Origin of the sequence: Streptomyces sp. NPDC048434 (assembly GCF_043200375.1) — a bacterium.
Classification (GTDB): Bacteria; Actinomycetota; Actinomycetes; order Streptomycetales; family Streptomycetaceae; genus Streptomyces.
Genome location: NZ_JBICXQ010000030.1, coordinates 40255 through 57277, shown reverse-complemented (window position 1 = coordinate 57277; position 17023 = coordinate 40255). Strand labels below are relative to the sequence as shown.

18 protein-coding genes are annotated in these 17023 nt (G+C 71.3%); 10 read left to right on the top strand and 8 right to left on the bottom strand.

Annotated elements, in window-relative coordinates; genetic code table 11:
* The first annotated feature begins 165 nt into the window (after positions 1–165).
* Positions 166–510 (top strand): hypothetical protein, encoded by a 345-nt coding sequence (locus ACGFWI_RS30650; RefSeq protein WP_393909298.1) that lies wholly within the window; start codon positions 166–168, stop codon positions 508–510.
* A gap of 77 nt (positions 511–587) precedes the next feature.
* On the opposite strand, the gene ACGFWI_RS30645 is transcribed toward ACGFWI_RS30650, so the two are convergent.
* From ACGFWI_RS30645 to ACGFWI_RS30635, 3 genes are all read right to left on the bottom strand, one after another.
* Positions 588–1298 (bottom strand): class III extradiol dioxygenase subunit B-like domain-containing protein, encoded by a 711-nt coding sequence (locus ACGFWI_RS30645; protein WP_393909297.1) that lies wholly within the window; start codon positions 1296–1298, stop codon positions 588–590.
* 70 nt (positions 1299–1368) lie between these two features.
* Positions 1369–2883 carry a tRNA (N6-isopentenyl adenosine(37)-C2)-methylthiotransferase MiaB gene (gene miaB, locus ACGFWI_RS30640; RefSeq protein WP_393909296.1) on the bottom strand — a complete coding sequence of 505 codons (1515 nt, stop codon included), beginning with the start codon at positions 2881–2883 and terminating at the stop codon, positions 1369–1371.
* A 94-nt stretch (positions 2884–2977) separates the two neighbouring features.
* A complete protein-coding gene (locus tag ACGFWI_RS30635; RefSeq protein WP_393909295.1) occupies positions 2978–3520 on the bottom strand; it encodes a DoxX family protein in 543 nt (180 codons plus the stop codon).
* Between the two features lie 303 nt (positions 3521–3823).
* Here ACGFWI_RS30635 and ACGFWI_RS30630 point away from each other — a divergent pair, with 303 nt between their 5' ends.
* A complete protein-coding gene (locus tag ACGFWI_RS30630) occupies positions 3824–4819 on the top strand; it encodes a TAXI family TRAP transporter solute-binding subunit (RefSeq protein ID WP_393909294.1) in 996 nt (331 codons plus the stop codon).
* A 201-nt stretch (positions 4820–5020) separates the two neighbouring features.
* Here ACGFWI_RS30630 and ACGFWI_RS30625 read toward each other — a convergent pair whose 3' ends face one another.
* The 3 genes from ACGFWI_RS30625 to ACGFWI_RS30615 all read right to left on the bottom strand — a co-directional run bounded on the left by ACGFWI_RS30625 (position 5021) and on the right by ACGFWI_RS30615 (position 7609).
* Positions 5021–5224 (bottom strand): cold-shock protein, encoded by a 204-nt coding sequence (locus ACGFWI_RS30625; RefSeq protein ID WP_006602702.1) that lies wholly within the window; start codon positions 5222–5224, stop codon positions 5021–5023.
* A 218-nt stretch (positions 5225–5442) separates the two neighbouring features.
* Positions 5443–6858 (bottom strand): ATP-binding protein, encoded by a 1416-nt coding sequence (locus ACGFWI_RS30620; RefSeq protein WP_393909293.1) that lies wholly within the window; start codon positions 6856–6858, stop codon positions 5443–5445.
* A gap of 16 nt (positions 6859–6874) precedes the next feature.
* Entirely contained in the window at positions 6875–7609 is a 735-nt protein-coding gene (locus ACGFWI_RS30615; protein WP_393909292.1) for a response regulator transcription factor, read from the bottom strand.
* Between the two features lie 276 nt (positions 7610–7885).
* Here ACGFWI_RS30615 and ACGFWI_RS30610 point away from each other — a divergent pair, with 276 nt between their 5' ends.
* From ACGFWI_RS30610 to ACGFWI_RS30575, 8 genes are all read left to right on the top strand, one after another.
* Positions 7886–8671: an amino acid ABC transporter ATP-binding protein gene (locus ACGFWI_RS30610; RefSeq protein WP_393909291.1), complete on the top strand. Its 786-nt coding sequence runs from the start codon at positions 7886–7888 to the stop codon at positions 8669–8671.
* Positions 8672–8727: 56 nt separating this feature from the next.
* Entirely contained in the window at positions 8728–9636 is a 909-nt protein-coding gene (locus ACGFWI_RS30605; protein WP_393909290.1) for a glutamate ABC transporter substrate-binding protein, read from the top strand.
* A 132-nt stretch (positions 9637–9768) separates the two neighbouring features.
* Positions 9769–10416: an amino acid ABC transporter permease gene (locus tag ACGFWI_RS30600; RefSeq protein ID WP_393909289.1), complete on the top strand. Its 648-nt coding sequence runs from the start codon at positions 9769–9771 to the stop codon at positions 10414–10416.
* 73 nt (positions 10417–10489) lie between these two features.
* A complete protein-coding gene (locus ACGFWI_RS30595; RefSeq protein ID WP_393909288.1) occupies positions 10490–11425 on the top strand; it encodes an amino acid ABC transporter permease in 936 nt (311 codons plus the stop codon).
* 215 nt (positions 11426–11640) lie between these two features.
* A complete protein-coding gene (locus tag ACGFWI_RS30590; RefSeq protein WP_393909287.1) occupies positions 11641–13464 on the top strand; it encodes an FAD-dependent monooxygenase in 1824 nt (607 codons plus the stop codon).
* Positions 13406–13543 (top strand): putative leader peptide, encoded by a 138-nt coding sequence (locus tag ACGFWI_RS30585; RefSeq protein WP_393909286.1) that lies wholly within the window; start codon positions 13406–13408, stop codon positions 13541–13543. The genes ACGFWI_RS30590 and ACGFWI_RS30585 overlap by 59 nt, the downstream gene beginning before the upstream one ends.
* A 76-nt stretch (positions 13544–13619) precedes the next feature.
* Positions 13620–14162: a cysteine dioxygenase gene (locus ACGFWI_RS30580; protein ID WP_393909285.1), complete on the top strand. Its 543-nt coding sequence runs from the start codon at positions 13620–13622 to the stop codon at positions 14160–14162.
* On the top strand, positions 14159–14536 hold the full coding sequence (locus ACGFWI_RS30575; RefSeq protein ID WP_393909284.1) for a rhodanese-like domain-containing protein: 378 nt from the start codon (positions 14159–14161) through the stop codon (positions 14534–14536). Before ACGFWI_RS30580 ends, ACGFWI_RS30575 begins: the two co-directional genes overlap by 4 nt.
* Positions 14537–15076: 540 nt before the next feature.
* Here ACGFWI_RS30575 and recX read toward each other — a convergent pair.
* Together recX and recA are read right to left on the bottom strand one after the other, a co-directional pair.
* Positions 15077–15733 carry a recombination regulator RecX gene (gene recX, locus ACGFWI_RS30570; protein WP_393909283.1) on the bottom strand — a complete coding sequence of 219 codons (657 nt, stop codon included), beginning with the start codon at positions 15731–15733 and terminating at the stop codon, positions 15077–15079.
* 6 nt (positions 15734–15739) lie between these two features.
* A complete protein-coding gene (gene recA, locus ACGFWI_RS30565) occupies positions 15740–16861 on the bottom strand; it encodes a recombinase RecA (protein WP_393909282.1) in 1122 nt (373 codons plus the stop codon).
* Between the last annotated feature and the right edge of the window lie 162 nt (positions 16862–17023).

Genomic DNA, 17023 nt, shown 5'->3' with positions numbered 1-17023 from the left:
ATCACACCCCCATCTCGAACGAGCGACGTGACGGGCAACCGATGGGTTCGTTGCCTGTTGCGAGGTCCCGAGAAGCCGGTGCGTCTCACCGGCGCCCGCGAGCGGCGCAATGGGCCGTTCCCCAGCGGCATGGGATTTCGCCACATGAAGAGCGTAGGAGCAGTTATGGGCGTGTTTTCGCGGTTTCGCCGCCATAAGTCCGAAGCATCGACGGAGGAGAGCACCGCTGCGGCGGTGACGGCCGAGGCGGAGGAGACGGCGGAGCCGGCCGTTTCGGAGGCTGCCGAGGACGCCACGGAGGCCGAGAAGGCCGCAGACGCCGGCGAGGCCCAGGAGGCCGCGGACGACGCCGCAACCCCGGTTCAGGCAGCAACCGAGGCGGCAGCTCCGGAAGCCTCAGGAGACGCGGCGGCCGACGAGCCGCCGGCGGAGAAGGCCGGCGAGAGCGCCGGGATCCCCCGGCAGCAGTCGGCGGAGGCCGCCGCGGACAGCGAGAGCGCACGGCAGTAGTCAGCCGTACACGCGGTACCCGGCGCGACGGCCGCGGGGCGGAGCGCCTCGCGGCCGTCGCCGTACCCGGTGGCGCGCTACGACCAGGCCGCCACGAAGTAGCCCACGCCGTACGGGGCCTCCTCGCGGAGCAGCCGTCCGCTCAGACCCGCGTCCTCCGCCGCACCCGCCAGGACCTGCCAGCAGGCCCGTCCGGACGCCTGGAGGGCGGCGGCCGGCTCCTCGTCCAGCGCGGTCAGCGCAGCGATGTCGGCGGTGCCCAGGGCGCGGGCCACGGCGGCGTCGAAGTCCTCGGCCCGCTCGTCGAAGTAGCCGGGCGCCTTCACCGTCCGGCACGCGCTGCCGTCACCCATCACCAGCAGCGCCACCCGGGGCGCGGATTCCGCGATCTGCCGGCCCATCGGCAGAGCGCGGTCGCGGGGCAGGGACTCCGCCACCCCCAGCGCCTCCACGGGGGCGTCGGCCCAGTCCGTACGCGACAGCAGCCAGGCGCCGACCGACAGCGACGGCGGGAGTTCCCGCTCGGGCGCGCTCTTCGCGGCGCCCAGCCGCACCTCGAGGTCCACCCCGAAGCCGCGGAAGGAACCGGCGGCGCCCTGCGGGTGCGGGCCCCGGCCGGCCTCGTCGGCCGGGCCGAGGACGATCAGCCGGTCGGGGCGGGCCGCGGCGAGCACACCGATCGCGTCCAGGCAGGCGGCGCGCAGCGCCTCCAGTTCGGCCGCCGCCCCGGCGGCCACCTCCGGGACGAGAAGCGGCGGGCAGGGGCAGAGAGCGGCGGCTACGAGCATGCCACGCAGCGTAACGCCCCTGGTGCGAGGCCGGTCGTGGCGCCCTGCGAGGTGCCGGGCGCGCGGCCGGTCAGTCGCAGCCGCAGCCGGCGGCGGGCGCCGGGCTCGGTGCCGGGGCGCCGATGGTGGGCAGGCCCAGCAGCACGCCCTTGGGCTTCTCCTCCGGGGCGGCGTTGCGCTTCTCCCAGGCGTCACCGGCCCGGGTGCGGCGGACGGCCTTGGCCGGGCCCTCCGCCAGGAGGTGGTGCGGAGCGGCGTAGGTGACCTCGACGGTCACCATGTCGCCGGGGCGGACCGGCTCGTCGGGGCGGGTGAAGTGCACCAGACGGTGGTCGGGGGCCCGGCCGGAGAGGCGGTGGGTCGCCCCGTCCTTGCGGCCCTCGCCCTCGGCGACCAGGACCTCCAGAGTCCGGCCGATCTGCTTCTTGTTCTCCTCCCAGGAGATCTCCTCCTGGAGGGCGACCAGGCGCTCATAGCGCTCCTGGACCACGGCCTTGGTGATCTGGCCCTCCATGTCGGCCGCCGGGGTACCGGGGCGCTTGGAGTACTGGAAGGTGAAGGCCTGGGCGAAGCGGGACTCGCGGACCGTGTGCAGGGTCTGCTCGAAGTCCTCCTCGGTCTCGCCCGGGAAGCCGACGATGATGTCCGTGGAGATCGCGGCGTCCGGCATCGCGGCGCGCACCTTCTCGATGATGCCGAGGAAGCGCTCCTGGCGGTACGAGCGGCGCATCGCCTTGAGGACGGTGTCCGAGCCGGACTGCAGCGGCATGTGGAGCTGGGGCATGACGTTGGGCGTCTCGGCCATGGCGGCGATGACGTCGTCGGTGAAGTCGCGGGGGTGCGGGGAGGTGAAGCGGACCCGCTCCAGGCCCTCGATCGTCCCGCAGGCGCGCAGCAGCTTGCTGAAGGCCTCGCGGTCGCCGATGTCGGAGCCGTAGGCGTTGACGTTCTGGCCGAGCAGGGTGATCTCGCTGACGCCCTCGCCGACCAGCGCCTCGATCTCGGCGAGGATGTCGCCGGGACGGCGGTCCTTCTCCTTGCCGCGCAGCGCCGGGACGATACAGAACGTACAGGTGTTGTTGCAGCCCACGGAGATCGAGACCCAGGCCGCATACGCGCTCTCGCGCCGGGTGGGCAGGGTCGAGGGGAACGCCTCCAGCGACTCGGCGATCTCGACCTGCGCCTCTTCCTGGATGCGGGCGCGCTCCAGCAGCACCGGCAGCTTGCCGATGTTGTGGGTCCCGAAGACCACGTCGACCCAGGGGGCCCGCTTGACGATGGTGTCGCGGTCCTTCTGGGCGAGGCAGCCGCCCACGGCGATCTGCATACCGGGCCGCGCGGCCTTCTTCGGAGCGAGCTGACCGAGGTTGCCGTAGAGCCGGTTGTCGGCGTTCTCCCGCACCGCGCAGGTGTTGAAGACCACGACGTCGGCGCCGTCGCCGTCCTTGGGCGCGGGGACGTATCCGGCCTCTTCCAGCAGGCCCGACAGCCGCTCGGAGTCGTGGACGTTCATCTGGCACCCGTAGGTGCGGATCTCGTAACTCTTGTTCACGCCCACTGCCTGGCTCCGGTCGCTGCTGGTCATGCGACAAGGGTAGGCGGTACCGGAAGTACCTCCCGACCCTGGAGTCCTCAGGCCGGATCCGGCTGCGGATGCCCGACGATGGGGGCGTCCCGCCTCACAGGGCCAGCACGATGGCGGCGCCGATGCCGCCCGCCCCCAGAGCGAAGGCCGCGCTGCGCAGACCGCCGTTGCCCCAGCGGAAGGGGCGGTCGAGAGCGAAGCGGCCGGGGCCGGTTGCCGCGACGGTCAGCGCGACGACGGCGATGGTCAGGGGATATTCGATGCCGCCGGTCATCGCCCAGAGCCCCCCGGACGCCGAGGTGGCCATGGCGTTGATCATCACTCCGATGAGGGCGGCGGCCGCGAGGGGCGTGAGCAGCCCGGCCGCGAGGCCGAGGCCGCCGAGGAATTCCGAGACTCCGGCAAGGCCGGCGAAGAACTCGCCGGGGCGGTAGCCGAGGGCCGCGAAGCCCTTGCCGGTGGCGGCGAGGCCGTGGCCGCCGAAGAGGCCGAAGAGTTTCTGGGCGCCGTGACCGGCCAGGATCAGTCCCACGGTCAGACGGAGGAGGAGCAGGCCGAGGTCGGCGCCGAGCGGGGGTGAGCGGAGTGCGTCGGGCCGGGCATGGATGTCCGGCCGCAGTTCGGCGATCGGTTTCATGGGGTGTCGCTTCCCGCACCGGCGCGTCATGGGGCCGCGGTGTCGAAACACCGGCGCCGGTGCGCTCATGGTGGAGGGGATCGCGTGGAGTGCGCGCCGGTCGGCGCGCGGTGGGAGACGTGCCAGGTCCCCGCTACGTCGAGAGATCAGGAGGGGGTGGGCCCTCCTCAGTCGATCGTGCTACGCGAGGCGCCGTCTGCATAGGGCGGGCGGATCCCGGTGACGCCCCGCTCGGCTCCTGCACACCCCGTAACGAGGGCCCGCCCCTCCCTTTCCCGCCGCGGTACTGGCAGGATCCCGCCCATGGTCACAGCACTCTCCCGCACCGGCCGCCGGGCCCTCCGGTCGGCGGCCGCGGCACTGGTCGCCCTCGGGCTGGGGCTGTGGTGGCTGCTGGCGATGGGCAGCGAGCCCGCGCCCCAGGGGCAGGTGACGCTGGCGACGGGCGTGCCGACCGGGGTGTACGCACGCTACGGGGAGCTGCTCAAGCAGGATCTGGCCCACGACCTGCCGGACGTCGATCTGCGGCTGGCCCGCAGCGAGGGCTCCATCGACAATTTGCGCCAACTGGTCGCCGGGCGCGCGGAGTTCACCATCGCGACGGCGGACGCGGTCGCCGCGTACCAGGTCAGGGGCGAGCCGGGCGCGGACCGGCTGCGGGCCTGTGCGCGGCTGTACGACGACTACATGCAGTTGGTGGTGCCCAAGAAGTCCGCGGTGCGTTCGACGAAGGATCTGCGGCGGCTGCGGGTGGGCGTGGGGGCCGACGGCTCCGGTGTACAGCTGATCACCCGGCGGCTGCTGGAGGCGGCCGGGCTGGACTTCAACAAGGACATCGAGCCGGTGCGGGTCGGCATCGACCAGATGCCGAAGCTGCTGGAGCAGCACAAGCTGGATGCCTTCTTCTGGTCCGGCGGGCTGCCGACGACGGCCGTGCAGCGTCTGGCGTACCGGTTCCCGGTACGGCTGGTGCAGCTCGGGGATCTGAGCCCGGCGCTGCACCGGCAGGGCGAGCGCACCCGCTACTACCGGGCGGCGGTGATGCCCGCCGACGCCTACCCCATGGCCCAGGAAGGGCAGGCGGTGAAGACGATCGCGGTGGCGAATCTGCTGGTCACGACGGACCGCGAGGATGCGGTGATGGCCCAGGGCATCACCCGTACGGTCATCGACAGCCGGGACTGGATCGGGCGCCAGGTGCATGCCGCACAGAAGGTGGATCTGCGGACGGCGGTGTTCACCGACCCGCTGGAGCTCCACGAGGGCGCCCGGCGCTATTACCTGTCCCAGAAGCCGTGACCCGGAAGCCGTGATCCCGGCCCCGATCCCGGCCCCGGTCCCGGAAGCTCTGTCCGGAAGGCCCGTACGGAACCTCTGAGGCGCACTCCGGGCCCTGCGGCCCGGCCATGCCCCGAGGGCCCGCCGGACCCGCGTCCGCGAACGGAACGGGGCCCGCACCGGACCGGCCGGTGCGGGCCCCGCTCACGGGACGCGAGAGCGTCAGGCGGCGACGATGTTCTCCGCCTGCGGGCCCTTCGGGCCCTGGGTCACGTCGAAGGTGACCTTCTGGCCCTCGAGGAGCTCACGGAAGCCCTGGGCAGCGATGTTCGAGTAGTGGGCGAAGACGTCGGGGCCGCCGCCGTCCTGCTCGATGAAGCCGAAGCCCTTTTCCGAGTTGAACCACTTGACGGTGCCGGAAGCCATGTTTTTCTCCTTCATGGGGCAAACCGGAGACCGCACTGCACGGCCTCCTTGTCGCCGAGATGATTGCCCCACACCGGAACAGGTCCGGAAAACAAGGAACGCCCGGGGCTTCCAGCCTCCGGGCGCGCACAAAGTTCATCATGGGTACCACAACTGCAACGCCGCCAACGGTAGCACAGGTACCCGGGATGCCCCGCGTCCCGTGTGGGCCGCCACCTTCACGGTCCGGTGCGCGGCACGGTGACGGTGACCTGCAGCCCGTGCGGCGGATGCGGCGCGTAGGCGATGGTGGCGCCGCCCGCGGTGAGCAGGGCGCGGGTGATCGACAGCCCGAGCCCGGAGCCGGAGACGTTCTGGTGGCGGCTGCTGCGCCAGAAGCGGTCACCGACCCGGGCGAGTTCGTCATCGGTCAGGCCGGGGCCACGGTCGGCGACGGTGACATGGACGCGCTCACCGTCCGGCGCGACACCGACGGTGACCGGCCGGCCCTGCGGGGTGAACTTCAGGGCGTTGTCGACGACGGCGTCCAGCGCGCTGGACAGCGCCACCGGGTCGGCCCAGCCGGTGACGGCGGGCTGCCCCTCGTACGTGAGGAGGACGCCCTTGTCGTCGGCCAACGGGCGCCAGGAGCCGACGCGTTCGGCGGCCAGCGCCGCGACGTCGGTGAGCTGGAGGTCGGCGGCGGTGTGTTCGGCGAGCGCGAGGTCGAGCAGATCGTCCAGGACGCGGGCCAGCCGCTTGCCCTCCGTGCGGACCGAGGCGATCTCCTCGTTGCCGTCGGGGAGTTCGAGGGCCAGCAGCTCGATGCGCAGCAGCAGCGCGGACAGCGGGTTGCGCAGCTGGTGGGAGGCGTCGGCGACAAAGGCGCGCTGCTGCTCCAGCACGTCCTCGACGTTGTCGGCCATCTCGTTGAACGAGCGGGCCAGCCGGCGCAGTTCGGGCGGGCCCGCGGTGGCCGCCACACGGGCGTTCATCCGGCCGGTGGCGATGTCGTGGCTGGCCGCGTCCAGGACCCGTACCGGCCGCAGCACCCAGCCGGTGAGGCGGAAGGCCGCGGCGACGGCGACGAGCATGGCCGCGCACTCCCCGGCCGCGATCAGCAGCCAGCCGCGCAGGACGCGGGAGCGCATCTGTCCGGTGGGTGAATCGGTCATGACGACGGCGACCACATCGCCGTCGCGGATCACCGGTGAGGCGACCGGGACGCGGCCGGTGTCGTCCCAGGGCCAGATCTGGTGCGGGTCGTGGCTGCGACGGCCGGCCAGCGCCTCCCGGAAGGCCTGGGCGCCCTCGCCGTCATGGGGCACCGGCATACCGGCCGGGGCGGCGGCCATCCGGGTGTGATCGCGGTAGAAGACGCCGGCACGGATCCCGTACAGGCCGTAGTAGCGCGCGAGCTCGGTACGCAGGGTGGCGCGCCGCTCGTCCTCCTCGGGGGTCTTGCTGTGGGCGTCCGCGGCGGGGCGGGCGGTGACGAACTGGGCGAGGGAGGCGAAGCGGGCGGCATCGTCGATCCGGTCGACGACCACCCGCTGCTGCTCCACACCGGCGGTGATGACGCCCAGCGGGACGCCCAGCGCGAGCAGCACTCCGGCCATGAGGACGATGAGGAGCGGGAGGAGTCGGGTGCGCACGTGGTCCCGGCGGCCTTCAGGAGGCCGGGGAGGCGGGCAGCCGCGGCCCGGCGCCCGGGACGACCAGGCGGTAGCCGACGCCGCGCACCGTCTCGATCAGGGCGGGCATCCGCAGTTTGGCGCGGAGTGAGGCGATATGGACCTCCAGGGTCCGGCCGGTGCCCTCCCAACTCGTGCGCCACACCTCGCTGATGATCTGTTCCCGGCGGAAGACCACACCGGGGCGCTGGGCGAGCAGCGCGAGCAGGTCGAACTCCTTGCGGGTGAGCGGGACCGCGGTGCCGTCCACGGACACCTGGCGGGTGGGGAGTTCGACCGTGACCGTGCCCAGGTGCAGCGCCTCGTCGGCGGCGCCCTCGTCGGCGGGCTGGTCGGCGCCGCCGGGCGCGCTGCGCCGGCTCACCGCATGGATACGGGCCAGCAGCTCACCGGTGTCGTACGGCTTGACGACGTAGTCGTCGGCGCCGAGGTTGAGGCCGTGGATGCGGGAGCGCACATCGGACCGCGCGGTGACCATGATGACGGGGATGGCGCAGATCTTGCGGATCCGGCCGCACACCTCGAAGCCGTCCTGGTCGGGCAGCCCGAGGTCGAGCAGCACCACCGCGAACGGTTCCGCATGGTCGGGCAGCAGGGCCTTGAGCGCCTCCTCGCCGTTGCGCGCATGCACCACGGACAGGCCGTGCTTGGCGAGCACCGCGGACAGGGCCGCGGCGACATGATCGTCGTCCTCGACGAGCAGCAGTCTCATCGGGCCTCCTCTCCGGGTGCGTGTGTACAGGCCACAGGGCATCTACGGTGATGGGAGGCATGCGCGTCAAGAGGAGGTCACCTCCTGGCCGCCATCCGTTACGCAGCCGGTACGCCCGCGGCACATGACCCGCCGTCGCCCTCCGAATTCCCCGCTTGACGCAGAGTGTCCGTTTGCGGCCGGATCGTTATCCTCAAGTTCCCCTCAGAACTGATGACGCTGGTCTCAGGGCGTTACTAGGGTCCTCCCAACCGAGGAGGACGGAGCTACACGCCGATGAGCGAAGTATCGGTGACCAAGAACGCCGAGGGTCCCGCGCCGGCCGGGGATCAGCTGGTCGTGCTGGACAACGTCAACAAGCACTTCGGCGCGCTGCACGTGCTCCAGGACATCGACCTGACGATCCACCGCGGCGAGGTCGTCGTCGTGATCGGGCCCTCGGGCTCCGGCAAGTCGACGCTCTGCCGCACGATCAACCGCCTGGAGACGATAGACACCGGCAGCATCACGATCGACGGCAAGCCGTTGCCGCGGGAGGGACGGGAGCTGGCCCGGCTGCGCGCCGACGTGGGCATGGTCTTCCAGTCCTTCAACCTCTTCGCGCACAAGACGGTGCTCGAGAACGTGATGCTGGGGCAGACCAAGGTCCGCAAGACGGACAAGGCCGCCGCCACGAAGAAGGCCCGCGCCCTGCTCGACCGGGTCGGCGTCGGCACCCAGGCGGACAAGTACCCCGCACAGCTCTCCGGCGGTCAGCAGCAGCGGGTGGCGATCGCCCGTGCGCTGGCGATGGACCCGAAGGTGATGCTGTTCGACGAGCCGACGTCCGCCCTGGACCCGGAAATGATCAACGAGGTGCTGGACGTGATGCAGCAGCTCGCCCGGGACGGCATGACGATGATCGTGGTCACCCATGAGATGGGGTTCGCGCGCTCCGCGGCGAACCGGGTCGTCTTCATGGCGGACGGCCGCATCGTCGAAGAGGCCGAGCCGAACCAGTTCTTCAACAACCCGCGCAGCGACCGCGCCAAGGACTTCCTGTCGAAGATCCTCCATCACTGAGGCCGCAGTTGGGCCACCATCATTGCCAACATTTGCTGAACCAAAGGATGTTCACCATGAGGATTCGTAAGACGGCTGCGGCCGGTGCGGTGGTGCTCGCGCTGGCGGCCACGGCGACTGCGTGCGGCGGCGAGTCGGGTTCTGCGGGCGACAAGCCGGCCGGCGGCGAGGTCTTCAGCGGCGACTACAAGGTCGCCTCCGCGCCGAAGATCAACTCGTCGGTGCTGAAGAAGGCGCAGAAGGCCAAGAAGATCGTCATCGGTGTGAAGGCCGACCAGCCGTTCCTGGGCTTCAAGGACACCGCCGGCAAGTACTCCGGCTTCGACATCGAGATCGCCAAGATGGTCGCCGCCGACCTGGGCTTCTCCGCGAAGCAGATCGAGTTCAAGACGATCGACTCCAACGTCCGCGAGACCACCATCTCCCACGGCCAGGTCGACTACTACGTCGGTACCTACACGATCAACGACGAGCGCAAGAAGCAGGTCGGCTTCGCGGGCCCGTACTACACCGCCGGCGCGGACCTCCTGGTGCGCAAGGACGACAAGGCCATCACCGGCCCGGAGACCCTCAAGGGCAAGAAGGTCTGCTCGATCGTCGGCTCGACTCCGCTGCAGGAGATCAAGAAGCCGAAGTACGGCGCGAAGACCAGCGAGCAGTCGAAGTACTCGGACTGCGTGAAGAACCTCGTCGACGGCCAGGTGGACGCGGTCACCACCGACGACGCCATCCTCAAGGGCTACGCCGCCCAGCGTCCCTCCCAGCTCCGGGTCGTCGGCAAGCCGTTCACCAAGGAGCCCTACGGCGTCGGCATGCTCAAGGACGACAAGGCCCTGCGCAACGCCATCACCACGGCGCTGGAGAAGCACATCAAGAACGGCGACTACGAGAAGGCCTACAAGGGCACGCTCGGCAAGTCGGGTTCGTCCTACGTCGCCCCGGAGACCCCGCTTCCGCGGTACTGAGGCACCCGCGCGCCCATCGGACTGCGCCGCCCCGTACGCCCGCCGCGGCGGGTGTGCGGGGCGCGGTGTCTTGCGCGCCCGCCCCTTTGATCCTCTTCCCGCCGCCGACCCGACCGCTACCGCGGAGACCCCATGAACGTACTCCTCGATTATCTGCCCGAGTTCCGGGACGGGTTCCTCGGAACCCTGGCGATCACCGCGTCCAGCGCGCTGCTCGCACTGGTCCTCGGCGTTGTCATAGCCGGTTTCCGGGTGTCTCCGGTTCCGCCGCTGCGCGCCTTCGGCACGGCCTGGGTCATGGTGCTGCGCAACACCCCGCTGACGCTGCTCTTCCTGGTCGCGTTCTTCGTCGTCCCGCAGGTGCTCTTCCGCGGCGCCAGCCCCTACATCCTGGCCACCCTGGCGCTCGGCTTCTACACCTCCTCCTTCGTCTGCGAGGCGGTGCGGTCCGGCATCAACACCGTGCCGCTGGGGCAGGCCGAGGCCGCGCGCAGCATCGGCATGACGTTCTCCCAGACGCTGCGCCAGATAGTGCTCCCGCAGGCCACCCGCACCGTACTGGCGCCGCTCAGCAGCATCTTCATCGCGCTGACGAAGAACTCCGCCATCGCCGGGGCCTTCGGCTTCGGCGAGTTGTTCAACGTCTCCAAGCTGCTCAACGACAAGGGGTACTCGATCGCCTGGATCTTCCTGTGGACGGCGCTCGCCTATCTCATCATCACCTTCGCCATCAGCGGTGTCTTCCGGGTGCTGGAGCGCCGGATGGAGGTCGTGCGGTGAACGGACGCGGGAGGCCGGACAGGACGACGTGGGTGCCGCGCACAGGCGGGGCGGAAACTAATGAGGTAAGGGCATGAGCGGCGCCAGCGTTCTCTACGACGTACCCGGGCCGAAGGCGAAGGCTCGCAACCGCATCTACAGCGTCGTCGGTGCGCTCGCGGTGCTGGGAATCCTCGTGTTCGCCGTGACCCGGCTCAACACCAAGGGTCAGCTCGAACCCGAGGTGTGGAACATCTTCAACAACGCCGGAGTGCGGACCAACATCCGCGACGGCATCCTGACGACACTTGAGGTCTTCGCGGTCGCGGCGGTCCTGTCGCTGATCCTGGGCGTGCTGCTCGCGGTGGCGCGGCTGTCGGACCACAAGCCGGTCCGCTGGCTGTCGACCGGGTTCATCGAGCTCTTCCGCGCCGTCCCGCTGCTGATCACCATCTACGCGCTGTGGGTGACCCTCCTCACCAACCGCGAGAGCCTCGGCCTCAGCGAAAACGGGCCGCAGTTCTGGGCGCTGGTCATCGGCCTGACGGTCTACAACGGCTCGGTCCAGGCCGAGGTGCTGCGGGCCGGCGTCAACTCCGTCCCCCCGGGGCAGCGCGAGGCCGCCTACGCACTCGGCATGAGCAAGACCCAGGTCATGACGGCGGTGCTGCTCCCGCAGGCCGTCCGGGCGATGCTGCCGACGATCATCAGCCAGCTCGTGGTGACCCTGAAGGACACCTCCCTCGGCTACATCATCACCTTCGAGGAACTGCTCTTCACCGCCCGCCAGATGAGCACCAACATCCTCGTGAACGGCAATGACACCTATGTGCCGTTCATCATCGTGACCGGCAGCATCTATGTCGCGATGTGCCTGGCGCTGTCCGCCCTCGCCAACTGGATCGAGCGGCGGGGCCGCCGGGCCAGGACCGGTATCGAGGTGGCCGCGGCCGGTGAGCCGGTGGCAGCAGGCGACGCGATGGAGGTCGCCGACGCGGTCCCGGACAAGCCGGCGGCCAAGCAGGACTGAGCGCCTGGCCGTGCGCCCCCGCGGCCCTGACGGCACGACAGCCGTTTCCCCGGCCGATATGAGACCGTCCGGAGGCGGTGGCACCCTCGCCACCGCCTCCGTCACTTGACGCGAGCGGCCGCAGTGGGTTGCATACGCTGTGTGATCACGCACCGGGCTCCAACTGCCAGTTCCCGCATGTCCCGTACGTACCGGCGGCCCCGGGGAGCTGCGCCGTGGACCCGGTGATCGTCGTCGGGGCCGGCCCGGTCGGCCTCTCCCTCTCGCTCGCCCTCACCCGCCTCGGCGTGCCCTGCGTCATCCTCGACGAGACCACCGGCCAGGAGGAGACCCGGCCCGCCCGCACCGCCGTGCTCCGCCAGGACACCGCCGCCTTCGTCGGGCGGCTCGGCTGTGCCGACACCCTGGAGAGCGCCGGCACCCGCTGGACGGCCTGGCGCACGATGCGCCGCCGGCGCCTGCTGGAACGCGTCGCCTTCGCCCCGCGGACCCCGGACGGCGCGGCCGCACCCGCCGCCGTGTCCCCGGTCCATCTCCCGCAGCATGCACTCACCCGCGCACTGCGCGCCGCACTCGCCCACGAGAAGCTCGCCGAGATCGTCACCGGCAGCCGGCTCGCCGACCTCGAACAGGACGAGCACGGCGTCAGCGCCCATACCCGCGGGCCCAACGGGACGTGGTGGCGCGGGAGTTACCTCATCGGCTGCGACGGCCCGCGCTCGACGGTCCGCAAGCTGCTGGACATCCGCTTCCCGGGCCGTACGGCCGTGGAACGGCATGCGGTGGCCGCGCTGCGCTGCGAGCTCCCGTGGCCCGGCGAGGCGCTGCTGCACCGCTCGCCGCCCCGGCACGGCGGCGGACCGGGCAGCGAGGTCTCCGCCCGTCCGCTCCCCGAGGGCGTCTGGCGGCTGGACTGGCTGCTGCCGCCGGGGCGCGAACTGGTCACACCGGACGCCCTGGTCGCCCGGATCCGCGACTCGCTGGCCGGCTGGACCACCGAATCCCCGGCGGACCCGGCCGGCGAGGGCGGCACGGACGGCGGCGGGACGCCCGCACGGGGACGCGGCCACGGGCGGCTGGTACCGCCGTACGAACTCCTCGACACCGGCGTGCACACCGTCCACCACCGGCTGGCCCGGTGCTGGCGGCAGGGCCGCGCCTTCCTCGCCGGGGACGCCGCCCATCTGCTGGGCGCAGTCGGCACCCAGGGCCTGGACGAAGGGCTGCGGGACGCCGAGAACCTCGCCTGGAAGCTGGGCCTGGCCTGGCACCACGGCGCCTCCGAGGTGCTGCTCGACAGCTACCAGGCCGAACGCCGGGGCGCGGTCGCGGCCCGGCTGCGCGCCGCGGACCAGGCACTGCCGCTGCTGCGGGACGGCCGCTCGGCCCGCTGGCGGACCGTACTTCCTGGTGCGGTGCGCGGCCGCAGCACCCTGCTGACCGATGGCCATCTGGGCCGCGGCCCGCTCGGCGCGCCGCCGGTGTACGCCCGCACCCCGCTCGCGCCGCCCGCCACCGGCGGCCCCCTCGTCGAGACGCTCCCCGGCGCGGCCGTCACGGATGTGCAGGTCACCGCCTCCGACGGCTCGGTGGTCCAGCTGCGCGACCGGCTCGGGCACGGCCTGCTGGTGGTGCTGGTGGCACCCGGCACCGGCGTCTGGGACCGGCGGCACTGGCAGTCGGCGGGGCTGATGCCCCGGCTGACCGACGCGGTCGACGCGCTGCCGATGGCCGCCGAGATTCTGGTCACCGAGGCCTATCCGGGCGCGGCCGCCCACACCGTGCTGCTCGTACGGCCGGACGGCCATCTGGTCGCCACGCTGTCCGGTGTCCGCCCGGCCGAGATGGCTGCCTGCGCGGACGCGGTACGCGGCAGGGCGTACGGGCAGGAGACGGGGGACGGCCGGGCCCGGCCGTCCGAGGGGAGCGGGGATTCCGCATCCCGGGACGGCGGAGCCGGGGAGGACGGACCCGGGAGTCGTGGGTCTTCCGCTGTTGACCCTGTGCGAACGTCCATGCTTCACTCCGAGGGTGACTGATCACAGCTCGCGATTCTGGCGGAGGGTCCATCTCGACCTGCTCCGCTATGCGGGCTGTATGTGTCGTCCGTCCTGTTGATCCGCATTTCCTTCCCCGCGCGGCCGCCTGCCCCTCCGGCAGCCGCGCCTCTTCGCGATCACCCAGGACGGTTTCCGTGCCCGACGTACGTACCCCTGCGCGCCCGCGTGCCACCGGCCATGACGGTGGACCCAGCGCCTCCGAACTTCTCGACTTCGCCCACCGCACCGCCGCGGACCGGGCGCTCATCGCCTCGCTCCCGCTCGACCCCGAAGGCCGTACCTGGATCCGGCTGGACGGGCCGGGCGGCAGCGAGGCATGGCTGATCGGCTGGCCGCCCGGCACCGGCACCGGCTGGCACGACCACGGCGGCTCACACGGCGCCTTCGCGACGGCCGCGGGTGAGCTGACGGAACAGTCGCTCACCGCCCAGCTCCCCACCGAGGGCTGGAAAACCCTGGAACTCGCCGACGGCGTGGACCGCGAGCGCAAGCTCAGCGACGGCCGCGGCCGGGCGTTCGGGCCGCACCATGTCCATCAGGTGCTCAACCTCTCCGGGGACACCCATGCGGTGTCGGTGCACGCCTACTACCCGCCGCTGCCGTTGATGCGCCGCTACAGCCGCACCGGACCGGTGCTGCGGCTCGAAGCGGTCGAGCAGCCGGAGGAGTGGACATGAGCGCGGTCGACGAACTGCTGGCCCGGGCCCGGCGCGCGCTGGGGGACCGGGTGGGTCCCCGGGAAGCCGCCGCCGTCCAGGAGGCCGGCGGACTGCTGGTGGACATCCGCTACGCCGAGCTGAGGGAGCGCGACGGCATCATCCCCGGCGCGCTGATCGTGGAGCGCAACGAGCTGGAGTGGCGGCTCGACCCGACGGGCGAGCACCGCGCCCCGGAAGCGACCCATCACGGCCTGCCGGTCGTGGTCGTCTGCAACGAGGGCTACGCATCGAGCCTCGCGGCACTCTCCCTGCGCGAGCTGGGCCTGCACCGGGCAACCGATCTGGAGGGCGGGTTCCAAGCTTGGCGGGGGGCGGGGTTGCCGGTGGGCTGAGGGGGTGCCGGGGGCTGAAGCGTTGCCGGGGGCTGAGACGGGGCGGCGGCTTCGCCGTCTCCCCCCTCCCCCTCCCCCACCCACCCCACATTCCAGCCGTGGCTCAGCACCGGCACCGGCACCGGCACCGGCACCGGCACCGGCACCGGCACCGGCATCGGCATCGGCATCGGCATCGACACCAACGCCGGGAGCCACATCTCGCAGCCATGACGCCCCGCCGTACCCCCGTGATGCCCGACTTCGACCCCGGGGGCGCCCATCACCTGCCCCCGTGAGCCCGGGCCCGCCCGTTGGCACGCGGTCCTGAGCGCGAAATACCTGGACCCGCCCCCATGGCAGCACGCGGCCCCGAGCGCGTAATACCTGGACCCATCCCATGGCACGCCACCCTGATCGCGCGACGACCGGATCCACCCCCGCGGCGCGCCGTCTGCCCTTCATGCCCGGCTCCGCCTCCGCGGCGCCCGGTCCTGCCCCTGTGGTGCCCTGATCTGTCCCTCGTAGTGCCCTGATCTGTCCCCCGTGGTGCCGGCTTCCTCACGCGTCCGGCAGATAGTGCTGATCCAGAAGTTCCGGATCCTCGCCTTCCTCCTCCAGGGCCTGTTTGACGACCCGGAGGGCGAGACCTTCCGGGTACCCCTTGCGGGCCAGCATTCCGGCCAGACGGCGAAGGCGCTTTTCGCGGTCCAGGCCTCGGGTGGAGCGCAGTTTGCGGTCGACCAACTCGCGGGCGGTGGACTCCTCCTGTTCGGAGTCGAGGCGGCCGACGGCCACCTCGATGAGGGCGAAGTCCACACCCTTGGTGCGCAGTTCACGGGCCAGGGCTCGGCGGGCCAGGCCGCGCCCGTGGTGGCGGGACTCCACCCAGGCGTCGGCGAAGGCCGCGTCGTCGATCAGTCCGACGTCCTCGAAGCGGGAGAGCACCTCCTCCGCGGACTCCTCGGGGATGCCCCGTTGGCGCAGGGCGTCCCCGAGTTGCTTGCGGGTACGCGGGTTCCCGGTGAGCAGGCGCAGGCAGATGGCCCGTGCCTGCTCCTCGGGTGTACGCGGTGGTCCCGACTCGGCCCTCGACGAGTCGGGACCGCCGCTGTCCTCCCGGCCATGACGGCCCCTGCGGCCGTGACGGGTCTCGGCGTCGCCGACAGCGCTGCTGGTGTCGTCCTCGCTGCCCGGCCATTCCGTTCGCCGCGTCATGGCGGGCTAGCTCTTGGCCGCGGCGGCCTTGGAACCCTTGGCGCCCTTGGCCGCCGGTGCCGGAGCTGCGACGGTCGGTTCGCCCGCCGCCACCGCGGCGTCCGCGCCGGGCTCCACCGCCGGGTCCTGCGGCTTCACGCCGATGCCGAGCTTTTCCTTGATCTTCTTCTCGATCTCGTTGGCGAGGTCGGGGTTGTCCTTGAGGAAGTTGCGGGAGTTCTCCTTGCCCTGACCGAGCTGGTCGCCTTCGTAGGTGTACCAAGCGCCGGACTTGCGGATGAAGCCGTGCTCCACACCCATGTCGATCAGGCCGCCCTCGCGGCTGATGCCCTGGCCATAGAGGATGTCGAACTCGGCCTGCTTGAAGGGCGGCGCGACCTTGTTCTTGACGACCTTGACGCGGGTGCGGTTGCCGACGGCGTCCGTGCCGTCCTTGAGGGTCTCGATACGGCGGATGTCGAGCCGCACCGAGGCGTAGAACTTCAGCGCGCGGCCACCAGTCGTGGTCTCCGGCGAGCCGAACATCACGCCGATCTTCTCGCGGAGCTGGTTGATGAAGATGGCGGTGGTCTTGGACTGGTTGAGCGCGCTGGTGATCTTGCGCAGGGCCTGGCTCATCAGCCGGGCCTGGAGGCCGACGTGGGAGTCGCCCATCTCGCCCTCGATCTCGGCCCGCGGCACCAGGGCGGCGACGGAGTCGATCACGATGAGGTCGAGCGCGCCGGAGCGGACCAGCATGTCCGTGATCTCCAGGGCCTGCTCGCCGTTGTCCGGCTGGGACAGGATCAGGGCGTCGGTGTCCACACCGAGCTTCTTGGCGTACTCGGGGTCGAGGGCGTGCTCGGCGTCGATGAACGCGACGGAGCCGCCGGCCTTCTGGGCGTTCGCGACGGCGTGCAGGGTCAGGGTCGTCTTACCGGAGGACTCCGGGCCGTAGACCTCGACAACGCGGCCGCGGGGGATGCCGCCGACGCCGAGCGCGACGTCAAGCGCGGTGGAGCCGGTGGGGATGACCTCGATGGGTTCGTTCGGCCGCTCCCCCATGCGCATCACGGCGCCCTTGCCGAATTGCCGTTCAATCTGTGCGAGTGCGGCGTCCAGCGCCTTCTCGCGGTCGGTGCCTGCCATGGGTTCCACCCGATTTGCTTGAGTCGATCGCTTCACGTCCATGACGCTAACGCCTGCCACTGACAATGCGCCCGGACCCGGCTCCGACCTGTGGATAACTCAGCGCAATGCCCGAGGACACAGGCCGGATCCCCCATCAGAATGGATGTTCGATTTTGGTGT

Bases quoted from the DNA above. Each gene is read 5' to 3' on its own strand.
- ACGFWI_RS30645 (WP_393909297.1), bottom strand. From the start codon at position 1,298: ATGCTCGTAGCCGCCGCTCTCTGCCCCTGCCCGCCGCTTCTCGTCCCG.
- ACGFWI_RS30575 (WP_393909284.1), top strand. From the start codon at position 14,159: ATGAGCGCGGTCGACGAACTGCTGGCCCGGGCCCGGCGCGCGCTGGGG.
- ACGFWI_RS30605 (WP_393909290.1), top strand. From the start codon at position 8,728: ATGAGGATTCGTAAGACGGCTGCGGCCGGTGCGGTGGTGCTCGCGCTG.
- ACGFWI_RS30610 (WP_393909291.1), top strand. From the start codon at position 7,886: ATGAGCGAAGTATCGGTGACCAAGAACGCCGAGGGTCCCGCGCCGGCC.
- miaB (WP_393909296.1), bottom strand. From the start codon at position 2,883: ATGACCAGCAGCGACCGGAGCCAGGCAGTGGGCGTGAACAAGAGTTAC.
- ACGFWI_RS30650 (WP_393909298.1), top strand. From the start codon at position 166: ATGGGCGTGTTTTCGCGGTTTCGCCGCCATAAGTCCGAAGCATCGACG.
- ACGFWI_RS30615 (WP_393909292.1), bottom strand. From the start codon at position 7,609: ATGAGACTGCTGCTCGTCGAGGACGACGATCATGTCGCCGCGGCCCTG.
- ACGFWI_RS30635 (WP_393909295.1), bottom strand. From the start codon at position 3,520: ATGAAACCGATCGCCGAACTGCGGCCGGACATCCATGCCCGGCCCGAC.
- ACGFWI_RS30600 (WP_393909289.1), top strand. From the start codon at position 9,769: ATGAACGTACTCCTCGATTATCTGCCCGAGTTCCGGGACGGGTTCCTC.
- recA (WP_393909282.1), bottom strand. From the start codon at position 16,861: ATGGCAGGCACCGACCGCGAGAAGGCGCTGGACGCCGCACTCGCACAG.
- ACGFWI_RS30595 (WP_393909288.1), top strand. From the start codon at position 10,490: ATGAGCGGCGCCAGCGTTCTCTACGACGTACCCGGGCCGAAGGCGAAG.
- recX (WP_393909283.1), bottom strand. From the start codon at position 15,733: ATGACGCGGCGAACGGAATGGCCGGGCAGCGAGGACGACACCAGCAGC.
- ACGFWI_RS30630 (WP_393909294.1), top strand. From the start codon at position 3,824: ATGGTCACAGCACTCTCCCGCACCGGCCGCCGGGCCCTCCGGTCGGCG.
- ACGFWI_RS30625 (WP_006602702.1), bottom strand. From the start codon at position 5,224: ATGGCTTCCGGCACCGTCAAGTGGTTCAACTCGGAAAAGGGCTTCGGC.